20 protein-coding genes are annotated in these 15,268 nt (G+C 71.0%); 6 read left to right on the plus strand and 14 right to left on the minus strand.

What is annotated here, in order from left to right:
- Positions 1–8 precede the first annotated feature (8 nt).
- The 10 genes from ACZ6N8_RS03485 to ACZ6N8_RS03530 all read right to left on the minus strand — a co-directional run bounded on the left by ACZ6N8_RS03485 (position 9) and on the right by ACZ6N8_RS03530 (position 7,401).
- Complete coding sequence (locus ACZ6N8_RS03485; RefSeq protein ID WP_091394729.1) at positions 9–623, minus strand: MarC family protein; 615 nt, start codon at positions 621–623, stop codon at positions 9–11.
- A gap of 41 nt (positions 624–664) precedes the next feature.
- Positions 665–1,501 carry a PHP domain-containing protein gene (locus ACZ6N8_RS03490; RefSeq protein WP_466007318.1) on the minus strand — a complete coding sequence of 279 codons (837 nt, stop codon included), beginning with the start codon at positions 1,499–1,501 and terminating at the stop codon, positions 665–667.
- Positions 1,502–1,571: 70 nt separating this feature from the next.
- On the minus strand, positions 1,572–2,834 hold the full coding sequence (locus ACZ6N8_RS03495) for a hypothetical protein (protein WP_466007187.1): 1,263 nt from the start codon (positions 2,832–2,834) through the stop codon (positions 1,572–1,574).
- The gene (locus tag ACZ6N8_RS03500; RefSeq protein WP_466007189.1) at positions 2,831–3,571 is read right to left on the minus strand and encodes a SigE family RNA polymerase sigma factor; all 741 of its coding nucleotides are present in this window, start codon (positions 3,569–3,571) and stop codon (positions 2,831–2,833) included. The genes ACZ6N8_RS03495 and ACZ6N8_RS03500 overlap by 4 nt, the downstream gene beginning before the upstream one ends.
- A gap of 104 nt (positions 3,572–3,675) precedes the next feature.
- On the minus strand, positions 3,676–4,551 hold the full coding sequence (locus tag ACZ6N8_RS03505) for a PH domain-containing protein (RefSeq protein ID WP_354816927.1): 876 nt from the start codon (positions 4,549–4,551) through the stop codon (positions 3,676–3,678).
- 6 nt (positions 4,552–4,557) lie between these two features.
- On the minus strand, positions 4,558–4,716 hold the full coding sequence (locus ACZ6N8_RS03510) for a hypothetical protein (protein WP_165942702.1): 159 nt from the start codon (positions 4,714–4,716) through the stop codon (positions 4,558–4,560).
- A gap of 116 nt (positions 4,717–4,832) precedes the next feature.
- The gene (locus ACZ6N8_RS03515; protein ID WP_466007191.1) at positions 4,833–5,543 is read right to left on the minus strand and encodes a DUF6758 family protein; all 711 of its coding nucleotides are present in this window, start codon (positions 5,541–5,543) and stop codon (positions 4,833–4,835) included.
- A 49-nt stretch (positions 5,544–5,592) separates the two neighbouring features.
- Positions 5,593–6,216 (minus strand): TrmH family RNA methyltransferase, encoded by a 624-nt coding sequence (locus tag ACZ6N8_RS03520; RefSeq protein ID WP_387111440.1) that lies wholly within the window; start codon positions 6,214–6,216, stop codon positions 5,593–5,595.
- A 53-nt stretch (positions 6,217–6,269) separates the two neighbouring features.
- On the minus strand, positions 6,270–6,794 hold the full coding sequence (locus ACZ6N8_RS03525) for a hypothetical protein (protein WP_387111437.1): 525 nt from the start codon (positions 6,792–6,794) through the stop codon (positions 6,270–6,272).
- 91 nt (positions 6,795–6,885) lie between these two features.
- On the minus strand, positions 6,886–7,401 hold the full coding sequence (locus tag ACZ6N8_RS03530; protein WP_139582462.1) for a MaoC family dehydratase: 516 nt from the start codon (positions 7,399–7,401) through the stop codon (positions 6,886–6,888).
- Between the two features lie 549 nt (positions 7,402–7,950).
- Here ACZ6N8_RS03530 and trxA point away from each other — a divergent pair.
- The 3 genes from trxA (at position 7,951) to ACZ6N8_RS03545 (ending at position 9,849) form a co-directional block, all read left to right on the plus strand.
- The gene (gene trxA, locus ACZ6N8_RS03535) at positions 7,951–8,313 is read left to right on the plus strand and encodes a thioredoxin (RefSeq protein WP_030329190.1); all 363 of its coding nucleotides are present in this window, start codon (positions 7,951–7,953) and stop codon (positions 8,311–8,313) included.
- Positions 8,314–8,467: 154 nt separating this feature from the next.
- Positions 8,468–8,908 (plus strand): hypothetical protein, encoded by a 441-nt coding sequence (locus tag ACZ6N8_RS03540; RefSeq protein WP_466007193.1) that lies wholly within the window; start codon positions 8,468–8,470, stop codon positions 8,906–8,908.
- Positions 8,905–9,849, plus strand: a complete 945-nt coding sequence (locus ACZ6N8_RS03545; RefSeq protein WP_466007319.1) for an MFS transporter permease — start codon at positions 8,905–8,907, stop codon at positions 9,847–9,849. The genes ACZ6N8_RS03540 and ACZ6N8_RS03545 overlap by 4 nt, the downstream gene beginning before the upstream one ends.
- Here the strand turns inward: ACZ6N8_RS03545 and ACZ6N8_RS03550 are convergent.
- Positions 9,813–10,232 carry a thiol-disulfide oxidoreductase DCC family protein gene (locus tag ACZ6N8_RS03550; RefSeq protein WP_364368474.1) on the minus strand — a complete coding sequence of 140 codons (420 nt, stop codon included), beginning with the start codon at positions 10,230–10,232 and terminating at the stop codon, positions 9,813–9,815. The two genes, ACZ6N8_RS03545 and ACZ6N8_RS03550, sit on opposite strands and share 37 nt — an antisense overlap.
- Positions 10,233–10,324: 92 nt before the next feature.
- Here ACZ6N8_RS03550 and ACZ6N8_RS03555 point away from each other — a divergent pair, with 92 nt between their 5' ends.
- Complete coding sequence (locus ACZ6N8_RS03555) at positions 10,325–11,371, plus strand: Rv2578c family radical SAM protein (protein WP_466007195.1); 1,047 nt, start codon at positions 10,325–10,327, stop codon at positions 11,369–11,371.
- A gap of 26 nt (positions 11,372–11,397) precedes the next feature.
- Positions 11,398–11,805, plus strand: coding sequence for a CoA-binding protein (locus ACZ6N8_RS03560; RefSeq protein ID WP_466007197.1), 408 nt, complete (start codon positions 11,398–11,400; stop codon positions 11,803–11,805).
- A 20-nt stretch (positions 11,806–11,825) separates the two neighbouring features.
- On the opposite strand, the gene ACZ6N8_RS03565 is transcribed toward ACZ6N8_RS03560, so the two are convergent.
- Both ACZ6N8_RS03565 and ACZ6N8_RS03570 read right to left on the minus strand, forming a co-directional pair.
- The gene (locus ACZ6N8_RS03565; RefSeq protein WP_466007199.1) at positions 11,826–12,215 is read right to left on the minus strand and encodes a DUF7674 family protein; all 390 of its coding nucleotides are present in this window, start codon (positions 12,213–12,215) and stop codon (positions 11,826–11,828) included.
- Between the two features lie 169 nt (positions 12,216–12,384).
- On the minus strand, positions 12,385–13,581 hold the full coding sequence (locus ACZ6N8_RS03570) for an acyl-CoA dehydrogenase family protein (RefSeq protein ID WP_400305871.1): 1,197 nt from the start codon (positions 13,579–13,581) through the stop codon (positions 12,385–12,387).
- Positions 13,582–13,756: 175 nt separating this feature from the next.
- Here ACZ6N8_RS03570 and ACZ6N8_RS03575 point away from each other — a divergent pair, with 175 nt between their 5' ends.
- Positions 13,757–14,257, plus strand: coding sequence for a DUF4190 domain-containing protein (locus ACZ6N8_RS03575; RefSeq protein ID WP_466007201.1), 501 nt, complete (start codon positions 13,757–13,759; stop codon positions 14,255–14,257).
- A 13-nt stretch (positions 14,258–14,270) separates the two neighbouring features.
- Here ACZ6N8_RS03575 and ACZ6N8_RS03580 read toward each other — a convergent pair whose 3' ends face one another.
- On the minus strand, positions 14,271–15,107 hold the full coding sequence (locus tag ACZ6N8_RS03580; protein WP_208760839.1) for an SDR family NAD(P)-dependent oxidoreductase: 837 nt from the start codon (positions 15,105–15,107) through the stop codon (positions 14,271–14,273).
- Positions 15,108–15,268 lie beyond the last annotated feature (161 nt).

Below are 15,268 nucleotides of genomic sequence, written 5' to 3' on the forward strand. Positions count from 1 at the left end.
TGCCCCGGTCAGGCCATGTTCACGTACTGCGTCACGAAGGCGGCGACCGCGTCAGCGATGAGCTGCACGGCGATCGCGGCCAGCAGCAGCCCGGCGATCCGGGTCAGCACCTCGATGCCACCGGGCCGGAGGATCTTCACGATGCCGCCGGAGAAGCGCAGGACGATCCAGACGGCGACCATCACGGCGAGGATCGCCACGGCGATGGCGCTGAACTCGCCCAGCCCGTCGGCCTGCTGGACGAAGAGCATGGTGGCCACGATGGCGCCCGGGCCGGCGAGCAGCGGGGTGCCCAGCGGCACCAGCGCGATGTTCGAGGTGACCTGCTGACTCGGGTCGTCGGCCTTGCCGGTGAGCAGTTCCAGGGCGACAAGTACGAGCAGCAGTCCGCCTGCGGCCTGGAGGGCCGGCAGGTCGACGTGCAGGTAGTCGAGCAGGGTCTGGCCGGCCACCGCGAAGATCACGATGACGCCGAGCGCCAGCGCCACCGCCTGCCAGGCGGCACGGTTACGGTCCCGGGCCGGCAGCGGGCCGGTCAGCGCCAGAAAGATCGGCATCATGCCCGGCGGGTCGGTGATCACCAGCAGGGTCACGAAAACCTCGCCGAACAGCTTCAGATCCACGTGATCAACCTAGCTGTGGCACGGTGGACGAAATGCTCGGATCAGCCTGAAGCGACCTCGGTCACCCCGGCATCGACGATCCGCTCGTACGCCTCGACGCCCGTGGTGAACGCGCCGAGCTGGACGGTCTTGTGGGTGCCGTGGAAGTCGGACGAGCCGGTGACCAGCAGGCCCAGCTCGGCGGCGAGGGCGCGTACGTGCGCCTGCTCGGCCGGGCTGTGGTCCTCGTGGTCGGCTTCCAGCCCGGCCAACCCGACGGCGGCCAGGTCGGCGATCAGCTCGTCGGGCACCACGCGTCCGCGTCTGGTGGCCCGGGGATGGGCGAAGACCGGCACACCGCCGGCCGCCCGGACCAGCCGGACGGCCCGGAACACGTCGATGTCCTCCTTGGGTAGCCGGTACCGCTCGCCCAGCCAGTCGGGACCGAACGCCTCCCCGGTGCTGCCGACCAGACCCGCCCGGATCAGCGCCTGCGCGATGTGCGGTCGGCCCACCGTGCCACCGCCCGCGCCGGCCAGGATGTCCGGCCAGCTCACGTCGATGCCGTCGGCGCGCAGCAGCGCGACGATGCGTTCGCCGCGCTCCTCGCGGGCCGCGCGTACCCGGGCCAGCTCGGCCACGAGTTCCTGGTGGTCCGGGTCGAACAGGTACGCCAGCAGGTGCAGCGGCACCGCCGGGTCGGTGCCGGACCAGCGGCAGGACAGCTCCGCTCCCCGGATCAGGCGCAGCCCCGGCGGCAGCGCCCGCACCGCCGGCTCCCAGCCGGCGGTGGTGTCGTGATCGGTGATCGCCAGGACGTCCAGCCCGGCTCGGGAGGCCGCCCGGACCAGGTCGGCCGGGCTGAGCGTGCCGTCGCTTGCCGTCGAGTGGGTGTGCATGTCGATCCGTGCTGCGGGTCCGGTACGCGAGATCACGGCCCCGACGGTACCCAGGAGGTCGGCGCCACCGTCAGGAGCCGGTCACCAGGATTGGACGGTCCCCCGGTCGCAGGTCGGCGACGGGGGACGGCTCGGCCGGCTTCCCGGCCCGTACCTGGTCGACGTCGACCCGGACCAGCTGGCCGGTGCCGTCGACGTACGAGGCCGCCGATCCGGTCGTCCAGGCGACCGCGCCGGTCACCGGCGGGCCGGCCGGCAGGGCGCTCAGGGCCGGACCGAGCCGGCGCAGGTCGACAAGCAGGGACCGGTCGGCCTTGCCTGCCCTCCCGTTCACCAGGAGCCACCGCCCGTCGGGGGAGATCCCGCCGGCGCCGTCCGCGCTCAGTTCTGGGCCGCAGCCGGTGCCCACCGTCTTCAGCGCGGGCGTGGGGTCGAGCACGGCCAGGCAGGTGTCGCCCGGCTCGCCCGCGGCGACCTGACCGACCAGACGCCCGTCCGGCAGGGTGCCGTAGATGTTGAGGGTGTGCCGGCCGCCGTCCGGGGTCAGCTGCCCGGCACCCGGCCGCCACAGGGCGTGCCCCGGCGCGTCCGGATCGAGCCGGACCAGCACGCTGTCGCCGACGAACCGGACCGGCTCCGCCCCGGCCGGCACCGGCGTGCGCGCCGAGCCGATGAGCTGGGTGCCGATCACTCCCGCCACCACCAGGTCGGTGCCGTCGCGCCAGGCGACCTGTCGGCCGTCGGGTGCCACCGCGATCCCGCCCGCCCCGGCCAGCAGCACCTGCACCAGCCCGTCGTCCTGGGCGACCCAGAGGGATCGGCCGGCCGTGGTCTGCGCGCCGACCACAAGCAACCCTCCGCCGGCGGGCAGAGGTCGGGCGCTCTCGGCCGGCCCGACGCTGGGCAGTTCGAGTCGTTTCCCGTCGGCGCTGATCAACGTCCCGCCGACGAGCAGGTCGGCGGACATGCCGGGCGAGGGCAGGGGGGCGGGCACGGTGGCCGTGGGGATCGGTCGGGCCGACGGGTCGGGGTCACCGATGACGACGATGGGTGAGCCCTCCCGCCCGGAGTCCTGACCGAGTTGGGCCATGCCGGTGCTGACCAGGACTGTGGCGATCGCCGCGAGCGAGAGGCCAGCCGCGGTACGCCTGCGGCGGATCCGGTTCCCGCGGCGGATGGCCTGGCCGGCGGGGTCGGCGCTCAGCGGACGGGCGACAGCGACCTGGCGCGAGAGGGTCTCCCGCACCGCACCTTCGATCTCGTCGGGCCGCACGTCGTATGGACGCGCCGGCCGGCCCGTCAGGTTGTCGGACCGGCCCCGGTACCCGCTCACTTCTTCTCTCCGGGACCGGTGCCAACGGGCACGGCCGCCGGAGCGGAGGGCAGCTCGATCGACGGACCGATCGGGCGTGGGGTGGCCGGACGGGGAGCGGACGGGTCGGACACCGGCCGGGGTCGAGGCGTACCGCCGACGGCGGTGTCCCTCCGGCTCGGACTGCCCGCGCCGCCGGCGGTGGCAGCCCGGCGGGTGCGGTTCGCCCCGGCCGGCGTGGCGGCTTCGCCGTCCAGGTCCGGCAGGGCGGATCCCATCCGGCGGCGCAGGGTGGCAAGCGCCCGGGACGCCTGGCTCTTCACGGTGCCCGGGGAGATGTCCAGCATCGCGGCGGTCTGCGCCTCCGACATGTCTTCGTAGTAGCGCAGCACAAGCACCGCGCGCTGGCGCGTGGGCAGCTCTTTGAGATGCCGCCAGAGCAGGTCACGGTCCAGTTGTTGCTCGATCTCGTCGACACCGGCCCGTTCGGGAAGCACCTCGGTGGGGCGCTCCCCGTGCCAGCGCCGCCGCCACCAGCTCGTGGAGGTGTTGACCATCACCCGTCGGGCGTACGGCTCGACGGCCTCGATCCCGCCGAGGCGCTTCCATGCCAGGTAGGTCTTGGTGAGGGCCGTCTGGAGCAGATCCTCGGCCGTGGCCCAGTCACCGGTGAGCAGGTACGCGGTGCGCAGCAGCGCGGCGGAACGAGCCGCGACGAAGTCGCGAAACTCCTCCTCCAACGCGTCCCTGCTCGCCACCGCCCACCTCCCGCCACCCGGCCGTCCTGGCAGAGTGCCACGTCAGAGGCCGTCTGGTCCATGACGAAAGGTGCGCACTTGCTCCGATGTTCGGACGAAAACCTTCACGCCCCGTCGTCGGCCTTGGCCTCGTCGGCCTCCTTGCCCAGCCGGGCCTCCACCGCCTGCGGCTCGTACATCTCTTCCACCACTCGCAGGTAGAGCTCGTTCGGGTTGGGCAGGTTCTTGATCTCGCGGAGGGCCTGCTCCTGGCCGGCCGACTCCAGCACGAACGTGCCGTAGTTGAGCGCCCGGCCGGTCGGAGTCTGCTCGTACTTCATGTCGGTGACCCGGACCAGCGGCATCATGGCCACCTTGCGGGTGACGATGCCGTTGACCACCATGACCCGCTTGTTGGTCAGGATGAACCGGTCATACCACCAGTCGGCGACCTTCCACGCCACCCAGCCCATCACGGCGAACCAGAGCAGCACGGCGATGGTCGTCAACGCGCCCACGTTCTGCCCGGCGAGGAAGCCGGAGAGGTAGCCGAGCACGAAGGTCGCCGCGACGCCGATCAGCAGCGGGGTGGTGAGGTGGACCCAGTGCCGCTTCCACTCGCCCCGGTAGCGCTCGGTGGGGAAGAGGTAACGGGCGACGAGTGAGCTGGGCTCGTCCTCCAGTGGCAGCACCCGCCGAGGGGCCGCGCCTGTCGCGTCCGCGCGCAGCCCGGCCAGCTCGTCCTCGGAGATCTGCGGCGGCTGGTAGCTGGCCTCCGGATCACGGATCCAGGCGCGCCCGGAACGACCCTCACCGGCGTAGCCGGGCCCGTCGCCGTAGCCGACATCGTCCGACAGGGACGGCCCGTCGGACAGGCCGGGGCCGGCACCGTAGCCCGGGCCGTCATCCGGCCCGATCCGTGGAATCGGCTCGGTGTCCCGCTCGCGACGTTCCCGGTCGGGGTCGTCCGGGTCGAAGGGTGGACCGGAGGGGCTACCCATCGGCGGCTAGGCGACGAGGCTGGTGAAGAAGTCACCGAAGCCCTGGGCGATGTCAACGATGCCACCGCCGAGCGACTTGAACACATCCGCCGCCGAGTTTGGCCGGTAGGCGACGAAGAAGATCAAGAATGCGATTCCGGCCCAGGTGAGGACCTTCTTGACCATGGCGGGCCATCCTCTCGCGCGGCGCCGGGTCCCATTACCGCAGCGGCACCCAGAGTATCAGTGTGGTGTCGTACAGTGAATATCTGCGTCCGTTCTCCGTCAATCAGGGAGGGTTGTCAAGCCTTACCTGATAGGTGCGGAGATGGTGCGCCGTACACGAGTTCGGGCGGAGTCCACTCGGTCAGGTCGTGCAGCACGACGTCTTCCGCGAGCAGGTGTCCCGCACTCGCCGGCCAGGCTATCGCATGCAGCCACATTCCCCGAGCCTCGCCGGCGTACGCGCTTCGATCCGTTCGTGAATTCACCAACCACAGTGGAGTCGGGTGACCGCCGACCCTGATCCGGGCCTGCCCCACGTGCTCCGGATGACCCGGGCCGGGGTCGGTGAGCGCGTCGACCAACTGCGGTCCCGGGTCCGGACCGGACAGTCCGGCGAGTCGCGTACCCAGGCCGACACCGGGCTCCTCGGCCACGAAGACCAGGTCGGCCGGGCCTCCACCGAGCGGCGCCGGGCCCGCACAGGCCACGGCGGTCGCCCGCACGCCGGTCCGCTCGTCCCCCGCGTACGCCACGCCGGTGAGGGTCCAGCCGGGCGGCAGCGGCCACGGACACCAGAGCGGCGTCACAGGCGCGTCCGCGGTCGCGGTGATGCGGTCCACCACGCTCGCCACGATCTCCGGTCCGATGTGTTCGGGCACGTGCAGCGGCGGGACCGGCCCGCAAGCCAGGCACCTCGACTCGGTGTGCATCAGATCCGGCGCCCGTACCGGGCCCCCGCATCTCGGACAACTCACCGCGACACTCACATCCCCACCGTCGCCCCGCACCGCCCGCGCGTCAAGCCGGACCGTCCGATCGCGCCGGCGCGGCGCGGGTTCAGTCCGGCGGCGGACCGGCGTGGGTACGGATCCACGCGTGCATGGCGATCCCGCTGGCAACGCCCGCGTTGATCGACCTGGTGGAGCCGTACTGGGCGATGGAGTAGAGCTGGTCGCAGGCCGCGCGGGCCGGCTCGGAGAGACCGGGCCCCTCCTGGCCGAACAGCAGCACGCAGTCCCGAGGCAGGGTGCCGGTCTCCAGCGGGAGCGAGCCGGGCAGATTGTCGATACCGAAGACCGGCAGCCCCCGCCCGGCAGCCCAGTCGACGAACTCCTCGATCGTCTCGTGGTGACGGACGTGCTGGTACCGGTCGGTCACCATGGCGCCGCGCCGGTTCCACCGCCGACGTCCGACGATGTGCACCTCGGCGGCCATGAACGCGTTGGCGTTGCGGACCACCGTGCCGATGTTGAAGTCGTGCTGCCAGTTCTCGATGGCGACGTGGAAGCCGTGCCGGCGCCGGTCCAGGTCGGCGACGATCGCCTCGTGCCGCCAGTAGCGGTAGCGGTCGACCACGTTGCGCCTGTCACCCTCGGCCAGCAACCGCGGGTCGTAGCGGCTGTCGTCCGGCGGGTCCCCCGGCCAGGGGCCCACACCCACCTCAAGCTGGTCGTCGGTCACGGTCATCAGAGGGTACGGACCACCGCGGCGCCCGCCGCGACGGCCCGCCGATGTCAGCCCAATCCGAGCGCGCGGCCGAGCCGGTCCAGGAAACGCCTGTCGGCCGGGCTCGGCGGCTGACCGGCAGCGCCCGGTGCCGCCCGGCAGACCCGGGCCGCGACCGACTGCACCCACTGGCGGTACGCGGCAGAGTCGGCGGGGTCGGCGCGTCGGCGCAGGACCCGGACCGCCGCCCGGCAGGCGGCCAGCAGATCCACCAGGTCGGTGAGTCGCTCGCCGGGCTGTGGGGCGCCGTCGTGGCGGGCGTAGATCGCGGCGACGACGGCACGGACGAGGTCACTGTCGAAGGCCCGACCGGCCGCCACCGCGTCCAGGCCGGCGAGGCCCGCCGGGACGCCCCGCTCGGGACGGCCCGGCCCGGGAGCGGCGGCAGCAACGAGCACCCGACCGGGAAGGCTCGTGAGCAGGTCCCATTCGGCGGCGGAGTAGGCAGCGGTGGTCAGCGGTGCGGCACGGCGGCCGGCAGAGGACGGCTCTCCGGCGACGGAGTGGCTCATCGGAACCTCCGGCGTCAGCATATGCCCCGAAACGGGACCAGGGCCCGACCCCGGCAGAACCTGCTGAGGGGAAGGAGCCCTGGTGGTGCGGCGTTCGGGACGCCACGTGCGTTCAGCGCGGGGTGGGGAAGCTCGGGCGCTCCGGGTCCACCCCGTCGGGGACGGCGCTTGCCGCGTACTCCCGCTTGGGGACCATGACCTTGCGACGGAAGACGCAGACCATGGTGCCGTCCTGGTTGTAGCCGCGGGTCTCCACCGACACCACGCCCCGGTCCGGCTTGGAGCCGGACTCCCGCTTGTCCAGCACCGTGGTCTCGCCGTAGATGGTGTCGCCGTGGAAGGTGGGCGCCACGTGCCGCAGCGACTCGACCTCCAGGTTGGCGATCGCCTTGCCGCTGACGTCCGGCACGGACATGCCGAGCAGCAGCGAGTAGATGTAGTTGCCGACCACGACGTTGCGCTTGAACTGGCTGGCCGACTCGGCGTAGTGCGCGTCCATGTGCAACGGGTGGTGGTTCATGGTGAGCAGACAGAAGAGGTGGTCGTCGTACTCGGTGACGGTCTTGCCCGGCCAGTGCCGGTAGACCGCGCCGACCTCGAACTCCTCGTAGTAGCGGCCGAACTGCATCCTGGTCCCCTTCGACGGGCGGCGATGGAGTTCGGCACAGCATGCCTTACCGGTGGTTAAGGCGATCGGTGGGGCGTGACCACGGCGGAAATGTCACACCTGTCACTCGCACGGGGGGAGACGCAATGAGCGGCGGGGCCCTCCCCGGCACCCGCCGCCCACGCTCTGATGCGAGGAATTCTGCCCTACGGCAGCGTAGGTTCGACAGAGATCGAGGTCACATTTATCTTTTTGTAACACTACTGTGCGTGACGAAACATGAGTTGATCGGCGATCTCCGCAGGCCGGATACCTCCTTGTCAAGGCTCAAGTTACCGATTCGTAGTGCTCAATCGCGTGGATCTCCCTGGAAACGCTCCCATCACGGCTGGTCACGCAAGTGCGTCGTGCACTTGCGTTCCGCACGACCGGCACGGACAGACGCGGATCGATGACTCGCGGGGGCCCCGGGCAGCCCGGGGCACGTTTCGCGCCCCACCGGCCGGGAATTCGATACGGTCAGCCCTGGTTCTACGGGACGTAGGTAAACCGCGGTGATCGGAGAGTGCAATGGCAACCGTTGAGCTGACCTCGGCGAACTTCGACGAGGTGACCGGCAACGACGGCATCGTCCTGGTCGACTTCTGGGCCGACTGGTGTGGCCCGTGCAAGCGGTTCGCCCCGGTCTACGAGCGCTCCTCGGAGAAGCACCAGAACATCGTCTTCGGCAAGGTCGACACCGAGGCCCAGCAGGAGTTGGGCGCCAAGTTCGACATCCGGTCGATCCCGACGATCATGGCGATCCGCGACGGCGTCATCGTCTTCGCCCAGCCGGGCGCGCTTCCCGAGTCCGCCCTGGAGAACCTGATCGAGCAGGTCGAGGCACTGGACATGGACGACGTCCGCAAGCAGCTGGCCGAGCACAACCACTGAGTCGTCCCCACGACGACATGCGCAGGCCGGGCCCGGTACGGGCCCGGCCTTCGTCGTACCCGGAGGAAATGCGCATGATCAGCTTCCCGGGCAGACCGAAGTGACCGTCGGTGGGACCCGACACGGTCGGTACATCCCGTATCGTCACGACCCGATGGAGACCCTGACCACCCGCGGGCGCGTGACCCGGCTCGGCGCGACCGCACTCGGCCTCGCCCTGCTGGTCGTCGGCACCTTCTGGGGCAGCGACGACGACTTCCCGTTCGGCCCGTTCCGGATGTACTCCACCTCGAACCCGCCGAACGCACCCGCGCCGGACACCCGGGTCGAGGGCGTGAACACCGCCGGGGCCGTGATCGACCTCGATCAGAACGCGACAGGCATCCGCCGCGCCGAGATCGAGGGCCAGCAGGCCCGGTACGCCGCCGACCCGGCGCTGCTCACCGAGGTCGCCGACGCGTACGCCGAACGCCACCCGGACGCCCCCGCGCTGGTCGAGGTCCGCATCGTGATCCGCTGGCACGGCATCCGCGCCGGCCGGCCGACCGGGCAGCACACCGACGAGACGGTCGTCCGTTGGCAGGCATCCCGATGACCCGCTGGCTGACCGAGGCCGTGCCCCGGGGGCGGGTGGCCGCGTTCCGGACCGTGATCTACCTCTTCGTGGCCGCCGACCTGGTGATCTTCACCCCCTGGGTACGCACCCGGGTCAGCGTGCCCGGCGACCTCTACCAACCACTGCTGATCGGCCGCCTGCTCCACCTGCCGACGCCTACCGCGGCGGTGGTCGCGGTGATCTTCTGGTCCCTGCTGGTGCTCGCGCTCCTCGCCGCCACCGGACGGGCACCGCGACTGCTCGGCTGGGCGGTCTGCGCGCTGTACCTGGAGTGGATGATCATCGCGATGAGCTACGGGAAGGTCGACCACGACCGGTTCGGGCTGCTCGTCGCGCTTGCCGTACTGCCCACCGCCGGTCGGGCCCGGCACGGCGACACCACACGCACCGAGGCCGGCGGCTGGGCCCTGCGCGTCACCCAGATAGCGGTGATCTGCACGTACTTCCTGGCCGCCTTCGCCAAACTGCGCTTCGGCGGGCTGGACTGGCTGACCGGCTCCGTGCTGGCCCGGGCGATCATCAGGCGCGGCACCGACCTGGCCGACCTTGTCGCTCAGGTGCCCTACCTGCTGATCGTCGCCCAGTTCGGCATCGTGGCGTTCGAGCTGCTCAGCCCTGTGGTCTTCTTCCTGCCACCCCGCTGGCGACTCGCCATGGTCGGCTTCTTCTACTCGTTCCACGCGGTCACCATCGCGACCATCACCATCTCGTTCGCGCCGCACCTGGCCGCGATGACCAGCTTCCTGCCGCTGGAGCGGGTCCGCCCGATCGTCTGGGCCCGCCGCCTCGCCGGCCGCCCCGCGCCCGGGCCCGTGACGGGCGCGGTCGACGACCCGGCCGAGCCCGGCACGGAGCCGGACCCGGCATCCGTGTCGCTCGGCGATCAGGCCCCGGTGGTCGGGCGACCGGCCGGGCCGTAGAGCCGCTCCCGGGCTTCCTGCGGCAGCGAGCAGGCGGCCGTACCGCCCGGCAGGCGATGCCTGTTGCGCGCCACCCAGCGGTACAGAGGCCAGGCCGCCGCGCGGGCCGGTGGAAACCGCAGGCCGGCCCCGGCGACCCGCCACAACGGGCCGCTCGCGGCGAGCAGCTTCGCGATGGCGTCCGGTCCGGCGGCGCGGGAGCCGTCAGCACCGACCCACTGCACGGCCTCCTCGCACTCGGCCGTCGTGAGGCCGAGCGCGTCGAGGTCGGCGAACTGCCAGGGCACCACCCGCGCGGTGGTGGGGATCCGGCGTTCGATGAACTCCGCGCAGGTCGTGCAGAACGCGCAGTCACCGTCGTAGACGAAGGTCGACGTCTCCATGCCGTCCATCCTCCCCCGCCGCACCGTGGATCAGTCACCGGTGTCCGGCGGGTCACTTGCGTCGATCTCGTACACGTGTTCGAATAGTGCCCATGCGCTGGGACAACCTCACCGCTCCCCCGGTTGAGGGAGACCCCGAGCGGGCAGCGCCAGCGACGCCACCCCTGCCGCTGGCGCTGCCCGGCGCCGTCGCCCGCACCTTCGACACCCCCGAGTTCGCCGGGATGACCTTCTACGAGGTGCAGGCCAAGTCCATCCTCAACCGGGTGCCCGGGCAGTCCCGCGTGCCGTTCGAGTGGACGATCAACCCGTACCGAGGCTGTTCCCATGCCTGCGTTTACTGTTTCGCGAGAAATACTCACACTTATCTCGATCTTGATGCCGGTGTCGACTTCGACCGGAAGGTGATCGTCAAGGTCAACGCCGGCGAGCTGGTGCGGCGGGAGCTGGCCGCCCCGAGGTGGCGGGGCGCGCACGTGGCGATGGGCACGAACGTGGACTGCTACCAGCGCGCCGAGGGGCGCTACCGGCTGATGCCGCAGATCATCGCGGTCCTGCGCGACTTCGCCAACCCGTTCTCGATCCTGACCAAGGGCACGCTGATCCTGCGGGACCTGCCCCTGCTGCGCGAGGCCGCCCAGGTGACCAGGGTCGGCATCTCCTTCTCGGTGGGGTTCGTCGACGAGCAGCTGTGGCGCAGCGTCGAGCCGGGCACACCGCACCCGCGCCGCCGACTGGACGCGGTCCGGGCGCTCGCCGACGCCGGCTTCTCGGTCGGGGTGCTGATGGCACCGATCCTGCCCGGCCTCAGTGACAGCGACGAGTCCATCGACGCGACCGTGTCGGCGATCGCCGCCGCCGGGGCGAGCAGTGTGACCCCGCTGGCCCTGCACCTGCGTCACGGCGCCCGCGAGTGGTACGCGCACTGGCTGGGCCGGGAGTATCCGCACCTCGTGCCCCGCTACCGCGAGCTGTACCGGGCCGGCTCCTACGCGCCGCAGGCGTACCAGCGGGAGTTGACCGCGCGGGTGCGCATCGCGGCCCGCCGCCACGGCCTGCACCGCGCCGAGACGGGTGACAACCGCAGCCTGCCCGAGCCGCCACCACCGCCGGACGCCGAGCAGCTCACCCTGCTCTAGGCCGAGGCCGGAGCTACAGTCGGCGGGTGCGTACCGCTCAGCAGATCCTCGCCGACTCCGCCGTGATCGCCGTCGTGGGCGCGTCCCGCGACCCGCGCAAGGCCGCGCACAGCGTGCCGTTGCAGATGCAGCGGTACGGGTGGCGCATCATTCCGGTCAACCCGACTGTCGACGAACTCTTCGGCGAGCGGGCGTACAAGACGCTTGCCGACATCCCGCACCCCGTCGACCTGGTGGACGTGTTCCGGCCGGCCGCCGACGCCGTACAGGTGGTCCGGGACGCGGCGGCGATCGGCGCCCCGGCCGTCTGGTTGCAGCTGGGCATCGTTTCGGCGGAGGCGCGGCGGATCGCCGAGGAGGCGGGAATGGACTACGTCGAGGACCGCTGCCTCATCGTCGAACGCGCCGCCGCCGGCCTGACCCGCCTCCGCTGAGCAGCCGCCCGCCTCGCCCGCTACGACTCACGCATCCAGTCGTGTGACTCGATCCCCAGGAAGGCGTCCCAAGCACGACAGTAGGCCTGTGATCGTGGTCCGAGATCGCTCCATATCTGCCGCAGGTCGAACCCGGCATCCGCGGCGGTCACGAGGGATTCGAGGAAACCCGTGGCAACGGCGTCTGCCTGATGCTGGTCACCGGATTCGAGGACCTCGTCCAGGATGTGGAGGACGTTCCTGCGTTGCTGTGGCGTCAGATCCCGCACCCGTTCAGCGAACACCTGGGCCAGGTGCGTCAGGCGCAGAAGTAGGGGCAGGTCGTACCCGGGCTCCCCAGGCTCCACGTCTTCCCGCCACCGGTCGGCCTCGGTTTCGTCCTCGGCGGCGAGCAGGTCACTGATCGCCATCAGGTCCGCCCACCAGGGCGGGGTGGGCCTCACGGTCGGGCCGGAGCACTGGGCATGTCGCGGACGATAGTGGGGTGAGCGTGATACCTCAGAGTCATTTTCATACCTCTGAGTCATCACGTTCGAGGCCATCAGTTGCTCGACGGGCGGCGGACGGGCCGCGCGGACATTAGAGCTTGTACTCCTTGAGCAGGCCGCGGGAGATGATTGTCTTCTGGATCTCGGAGGTGCCCTCGCCGATGAGCAGGAACGGTGCCTCGCGCATCAGCCGCTCGATCTCGTACTCCTTGGAGTAGCCGTAGCCGCCGTGGATGCGGAACGCCTCCTGCACGACCTCGGCGCAGTACTCGGACGCGAGCAGCTTGGCCATGCCTGCCTCGACGTCGTTGCGCTGGCCGGCGTCCTTGAGCCGGGCGGCGTTGACCATCAGGGCGTGCGCGGCCTCGATCTTCGTACCCATCTCGGCGAGCTTGAAGGCGATCGCCTGGTGCTTGGCGAGCGGCTGGCCGAAGGTCTTGCGCTGCTGGGCGTACTGCACGGCCAGCTCGAAGGCGCGGATGGAGATGCCGCAGGCACGGGCAGCCACGTTGACGCGGCCGACCTCGATGCCGTCCATCATCTGGTAGAAGCCGCGGCCCACCTTGTCGGCGCCGCCGAGGATGGCCGAGTCGGGCACCGTCACGCCGTCGAGCACCATCTCGGTGGTCTCGACGCCCTTGTAGCCCATCTTGTCGATCTTGCCGGGGATGGTGAGGCCGGGGGCGGTCTCGCCGAAGCCCGGCTCCTTCTCCAGCAGGAAGGTGCTCATGTTGCCGTACACCGACTCGGCGCCGGTGTCGGTCTTGACCAGCGTGGCCACCACCGAGGAGTACGCCCCGTTGGTCAGCCACATCTTCTGCCCGTTGAGCACGTAGCTGTCGCCGTCGCGGACCGCGCGGGACTTGATCGCGGAGACGTCGGAACCGGTCTCCGGCTCGGACATCGAGAAGGCGCCGCGCACCTCGCCGGTGGCCATCCTGGGCAGCAGGCGGGACTTCTGCTCGGCGGAGCCGTGCTGGGAGATCAGGTACGCCACGATGAAGTGCGTGTTGACGATGCCGGAGATCGACATCCAGCCCCGGGACAGCTGCTCCACCACTAGCGCGTAGGTGAGCAGCGACTCGCCGAGCCCGCCGTACTCCTCGTCGATGGTGAGGCCGAACAGCCCCATCTCGCGCATCCCGTCGAGGATGTCGGTGGGGTACTCGTCGGCGTGCTCCAGCCGCTGGGCGTGCGGGATGATCTCCTTGTCGGCGAACTCCCGGACGGTCTCCAGAATCGACTGCTGCACGTCGGTCAGGCCGGGTGTCTGGGCGAGTCGAGCCATCTCAGCCTCCGGGGATCAGCGCACTACTCATGGGTAACTGAACGCTCGGTCAGTATCGGCTCCCGGACCGGCGAGGCCAAGGTGACCAGTCCACACAACCGCTGTGAAAAGGTTCACCGCTGCGGGTAGCGTCCGGCAAGAGGGACGTTTCCGACACCGGCAGGAGGACGACGCCGTGAGCCACCCGCCGCCGTCGGGACCTGGCGACGAGCCACCGCCGTCACCCTACGAGCCACCCCGGGACCAGTCGCCGTACGCGCCGGGCCAGCCGTCCCACGAGCCGCCCCCGGAGCGCTCGCCGTACGGGCCGCCGGCGGACGAACCGTCGCCGTACGGGCAGCCCGGGCCGCACCAGGCGGGGCACTGGGGCCAACAGCCGCCGTACGGCGCGCAGGGCCCCTACGGCCAGTACGGCCCACAGTCGGCCGGTCCGGGGCGGGGCACGAACGTGCTGGCGATCCTGTCCCTGGTGTTCGCCTTCGTGTTCCCCCCGGCCGGCGCAGTCCTCGGCCACGTGGCCAAGCGGCAGATCCGTACCAGCGGCGAGGAGGGCGACCAGCTCGCCACGTGGGGGCTGATCCTCGGGTACGTCTTCACCGGACTCACAGTGCTGGCCTGCTGTGGCTGGCTGGCCCTGGTGATCTTCAGCAACACCGGCGACAGCGGCGGCTACTGATCGGCCACGCCGGTCAGCGGAAGCGGGCCTCCCGGACGCTGTTGCCCCCGTCCACCACGAGCATCTGACCTGTGATGTACGAGGCGGCCGGTGAGCAGAGGAAACTGATAGCCGCGGCGACCTCGTCCGGAGTGCCCGGTCGACCCACTGGTGTGCCAAGCCCCTGCTTGATCTCGGCCATCGTGGACGCCGCTGTGTAGATGGTGCCGGGCGCCACCGCGTTCACCGTCACCCCGTCGGCGATCATTTCCATGGCCAGCGCCCGGGTCAGCCCGACCACCCCTGCCTTCGCCGCCGCGTACGCGGCCTCGGTGGGCAGCGCGTTGACCGGACCGGCCGTGGCCGACAGGTTGACGATCCGGCCCCAGCCGCGCTCCGCCATCCCGCCGATGAACGCCCTGCTGCACAAGAAGGCGGTGGTCAGGTTGCGGTCGATCTCGCCGCGCCACTCGTCGTAGGTCAACTGCGCGACCGGCCGCAGCACCTCCGGGCTGGCCCGGCTCGCCAGGCCGGCGTTGTTGACCAACACCTCCACGTCGCCCAACTGCTCGGCGACCGCGTCGGCCAGAGCGCCGACCTCGGACTCGTCGGTCAGGTCGGCGACGAAGCCGGTCACGCCCAGCTCACCGGCCCGGTCGTGGATGCGCCGCGTGGTCGAGACGATAGCCACCCGGGCGCCCAGGTCGGCGAGACGGCGGGCCGTGGCGTACCCGATGCCGTCCGCGCTGCCCGCCCCCGTCACGAGGGCGACCCGCCCGTCGAGCCGCATGGTCACCGGGTCGGCGAGCGCGACAGGCTCGTCAGGGCCGGGACCGCCGGCCGGCGTGGCCGCACGGGCCCGTCGCGCCATGCCGGGCCGGCTGACGTCCCGTCTCGGTCGGCTGCCGGAGCGGTCCGCAGCGCGCGCGTCTATTGCCATGCCAGGGATCCTGCCCGTTGCGACCGGCCCGAGCAACGCGGCACCCGGTAGCGGGGGCGTCGTGTTTACCCGACGCTGGCTACCCTGACGGC

The sequence above is a fragment of the Micromonospora sp. NPDC047521 genome, assembly GCF_055587305.1.

Excerpts from the sequence above, each read along its gene's own strand:
- ACZ6N8_RS03580 (WP_208760839.1), bottom strand. The coding sequence starts at position 15,107 with ATGGCGCGACGGGCCCGTGCGGCCACGCCGGCCGGCGGTCCCGGCCCT.
- ACZ6N8_RS03570 (WP_400305871.1), bottom strand. The coding sequence starts at position 13,581 with ATGGCTCGACTCGCCCAGACACCCGGCCTGACCGACGTGCAGCAGTCG.
- ACZ6N8_RS03525 (WP_387111437.1), bottom strand. The coding sequence starts at position 6,794 with ATGCTGACGCCGGAGGTTCCGATGAGCCACTCCGTCGCCGGAGAGCCG.
- ACZ6N8_RS03510 (WP_165942702.1), bottom strand. The coding sequence starts at position 4,716 with ATGGTCAAGAAGGTCCTCACCTGGGCCGGAATCGCATTCTTGATCTTC.
- ACZ6N8_RS03530 (WP_139582462.1), bottom strand. The coding sequence starts at position 7,401 with ATGCAGTTCGGCCGCTACTACGAGGAGTTCGAGGTCGGCGCGGTCTAC.
- ACZ6N8_RS03550 (WP_364368474.1), bottom strand. The coding sequence starts at position 10,232 with ATGGAGACGTCGACCTTCGTCTACGACGGTGACTGCGCGTTCTGCACG.
- ACZ6N8_RS03565 (WP_466007199.1), bottom strand. The coding sequence starts at position 12,215 with ATGGCGATCAGTGACCTGCTCGCCGCCGAGGACGAAACCGAGGCCGAC.
- ACZ6N8_RS03505 (WP_354816927.1), bottom strand. The coding sequence starts at position 4,551 with ATGGGTAGCCCCTCCGGTCCACCCTTCGACCCGGACGACCCCGACCGG.
- ACZ6N8_RS03555 (WP_466007195.1), top strand. The coding sequence starts at position 10,325 with ATGCGCTGGGACAACCTCACCGCTCCCCCGGTTGAGGGAGACCCCGAG.
- trxA (WP_030329190.1), top strand. The coding sequence starts at position 7,951 with ATGGCAACCGTTGAGCTGACCTCGGCGAACTTCGACGAGGTGACCGGC.
- ACZ6N8_RS03540 (WP_466007193.1), top strand. The coding sequence starts at position 8,468 with ATGGAGACCCTGACCACCCGCGGGCGCGTGACCCGGCTCGGCGCGACC.
- ACZ6N8_RS03490 (WP_466007318.1), bottom strand. The coding sequence starts at position 1,501 with ATGCACACCCACTCGACGGCAAGCGACGGCACGCTCAGCCCGGCCGAC.
- ACZ6N8_RS03545 (WP_466007319.1), top strand. The coding sequence starts at position 8,905 with ATGACCCGCTGGCTGACCGAGGCCGTGCCCCGGGGGCGGGTGGCCGCG.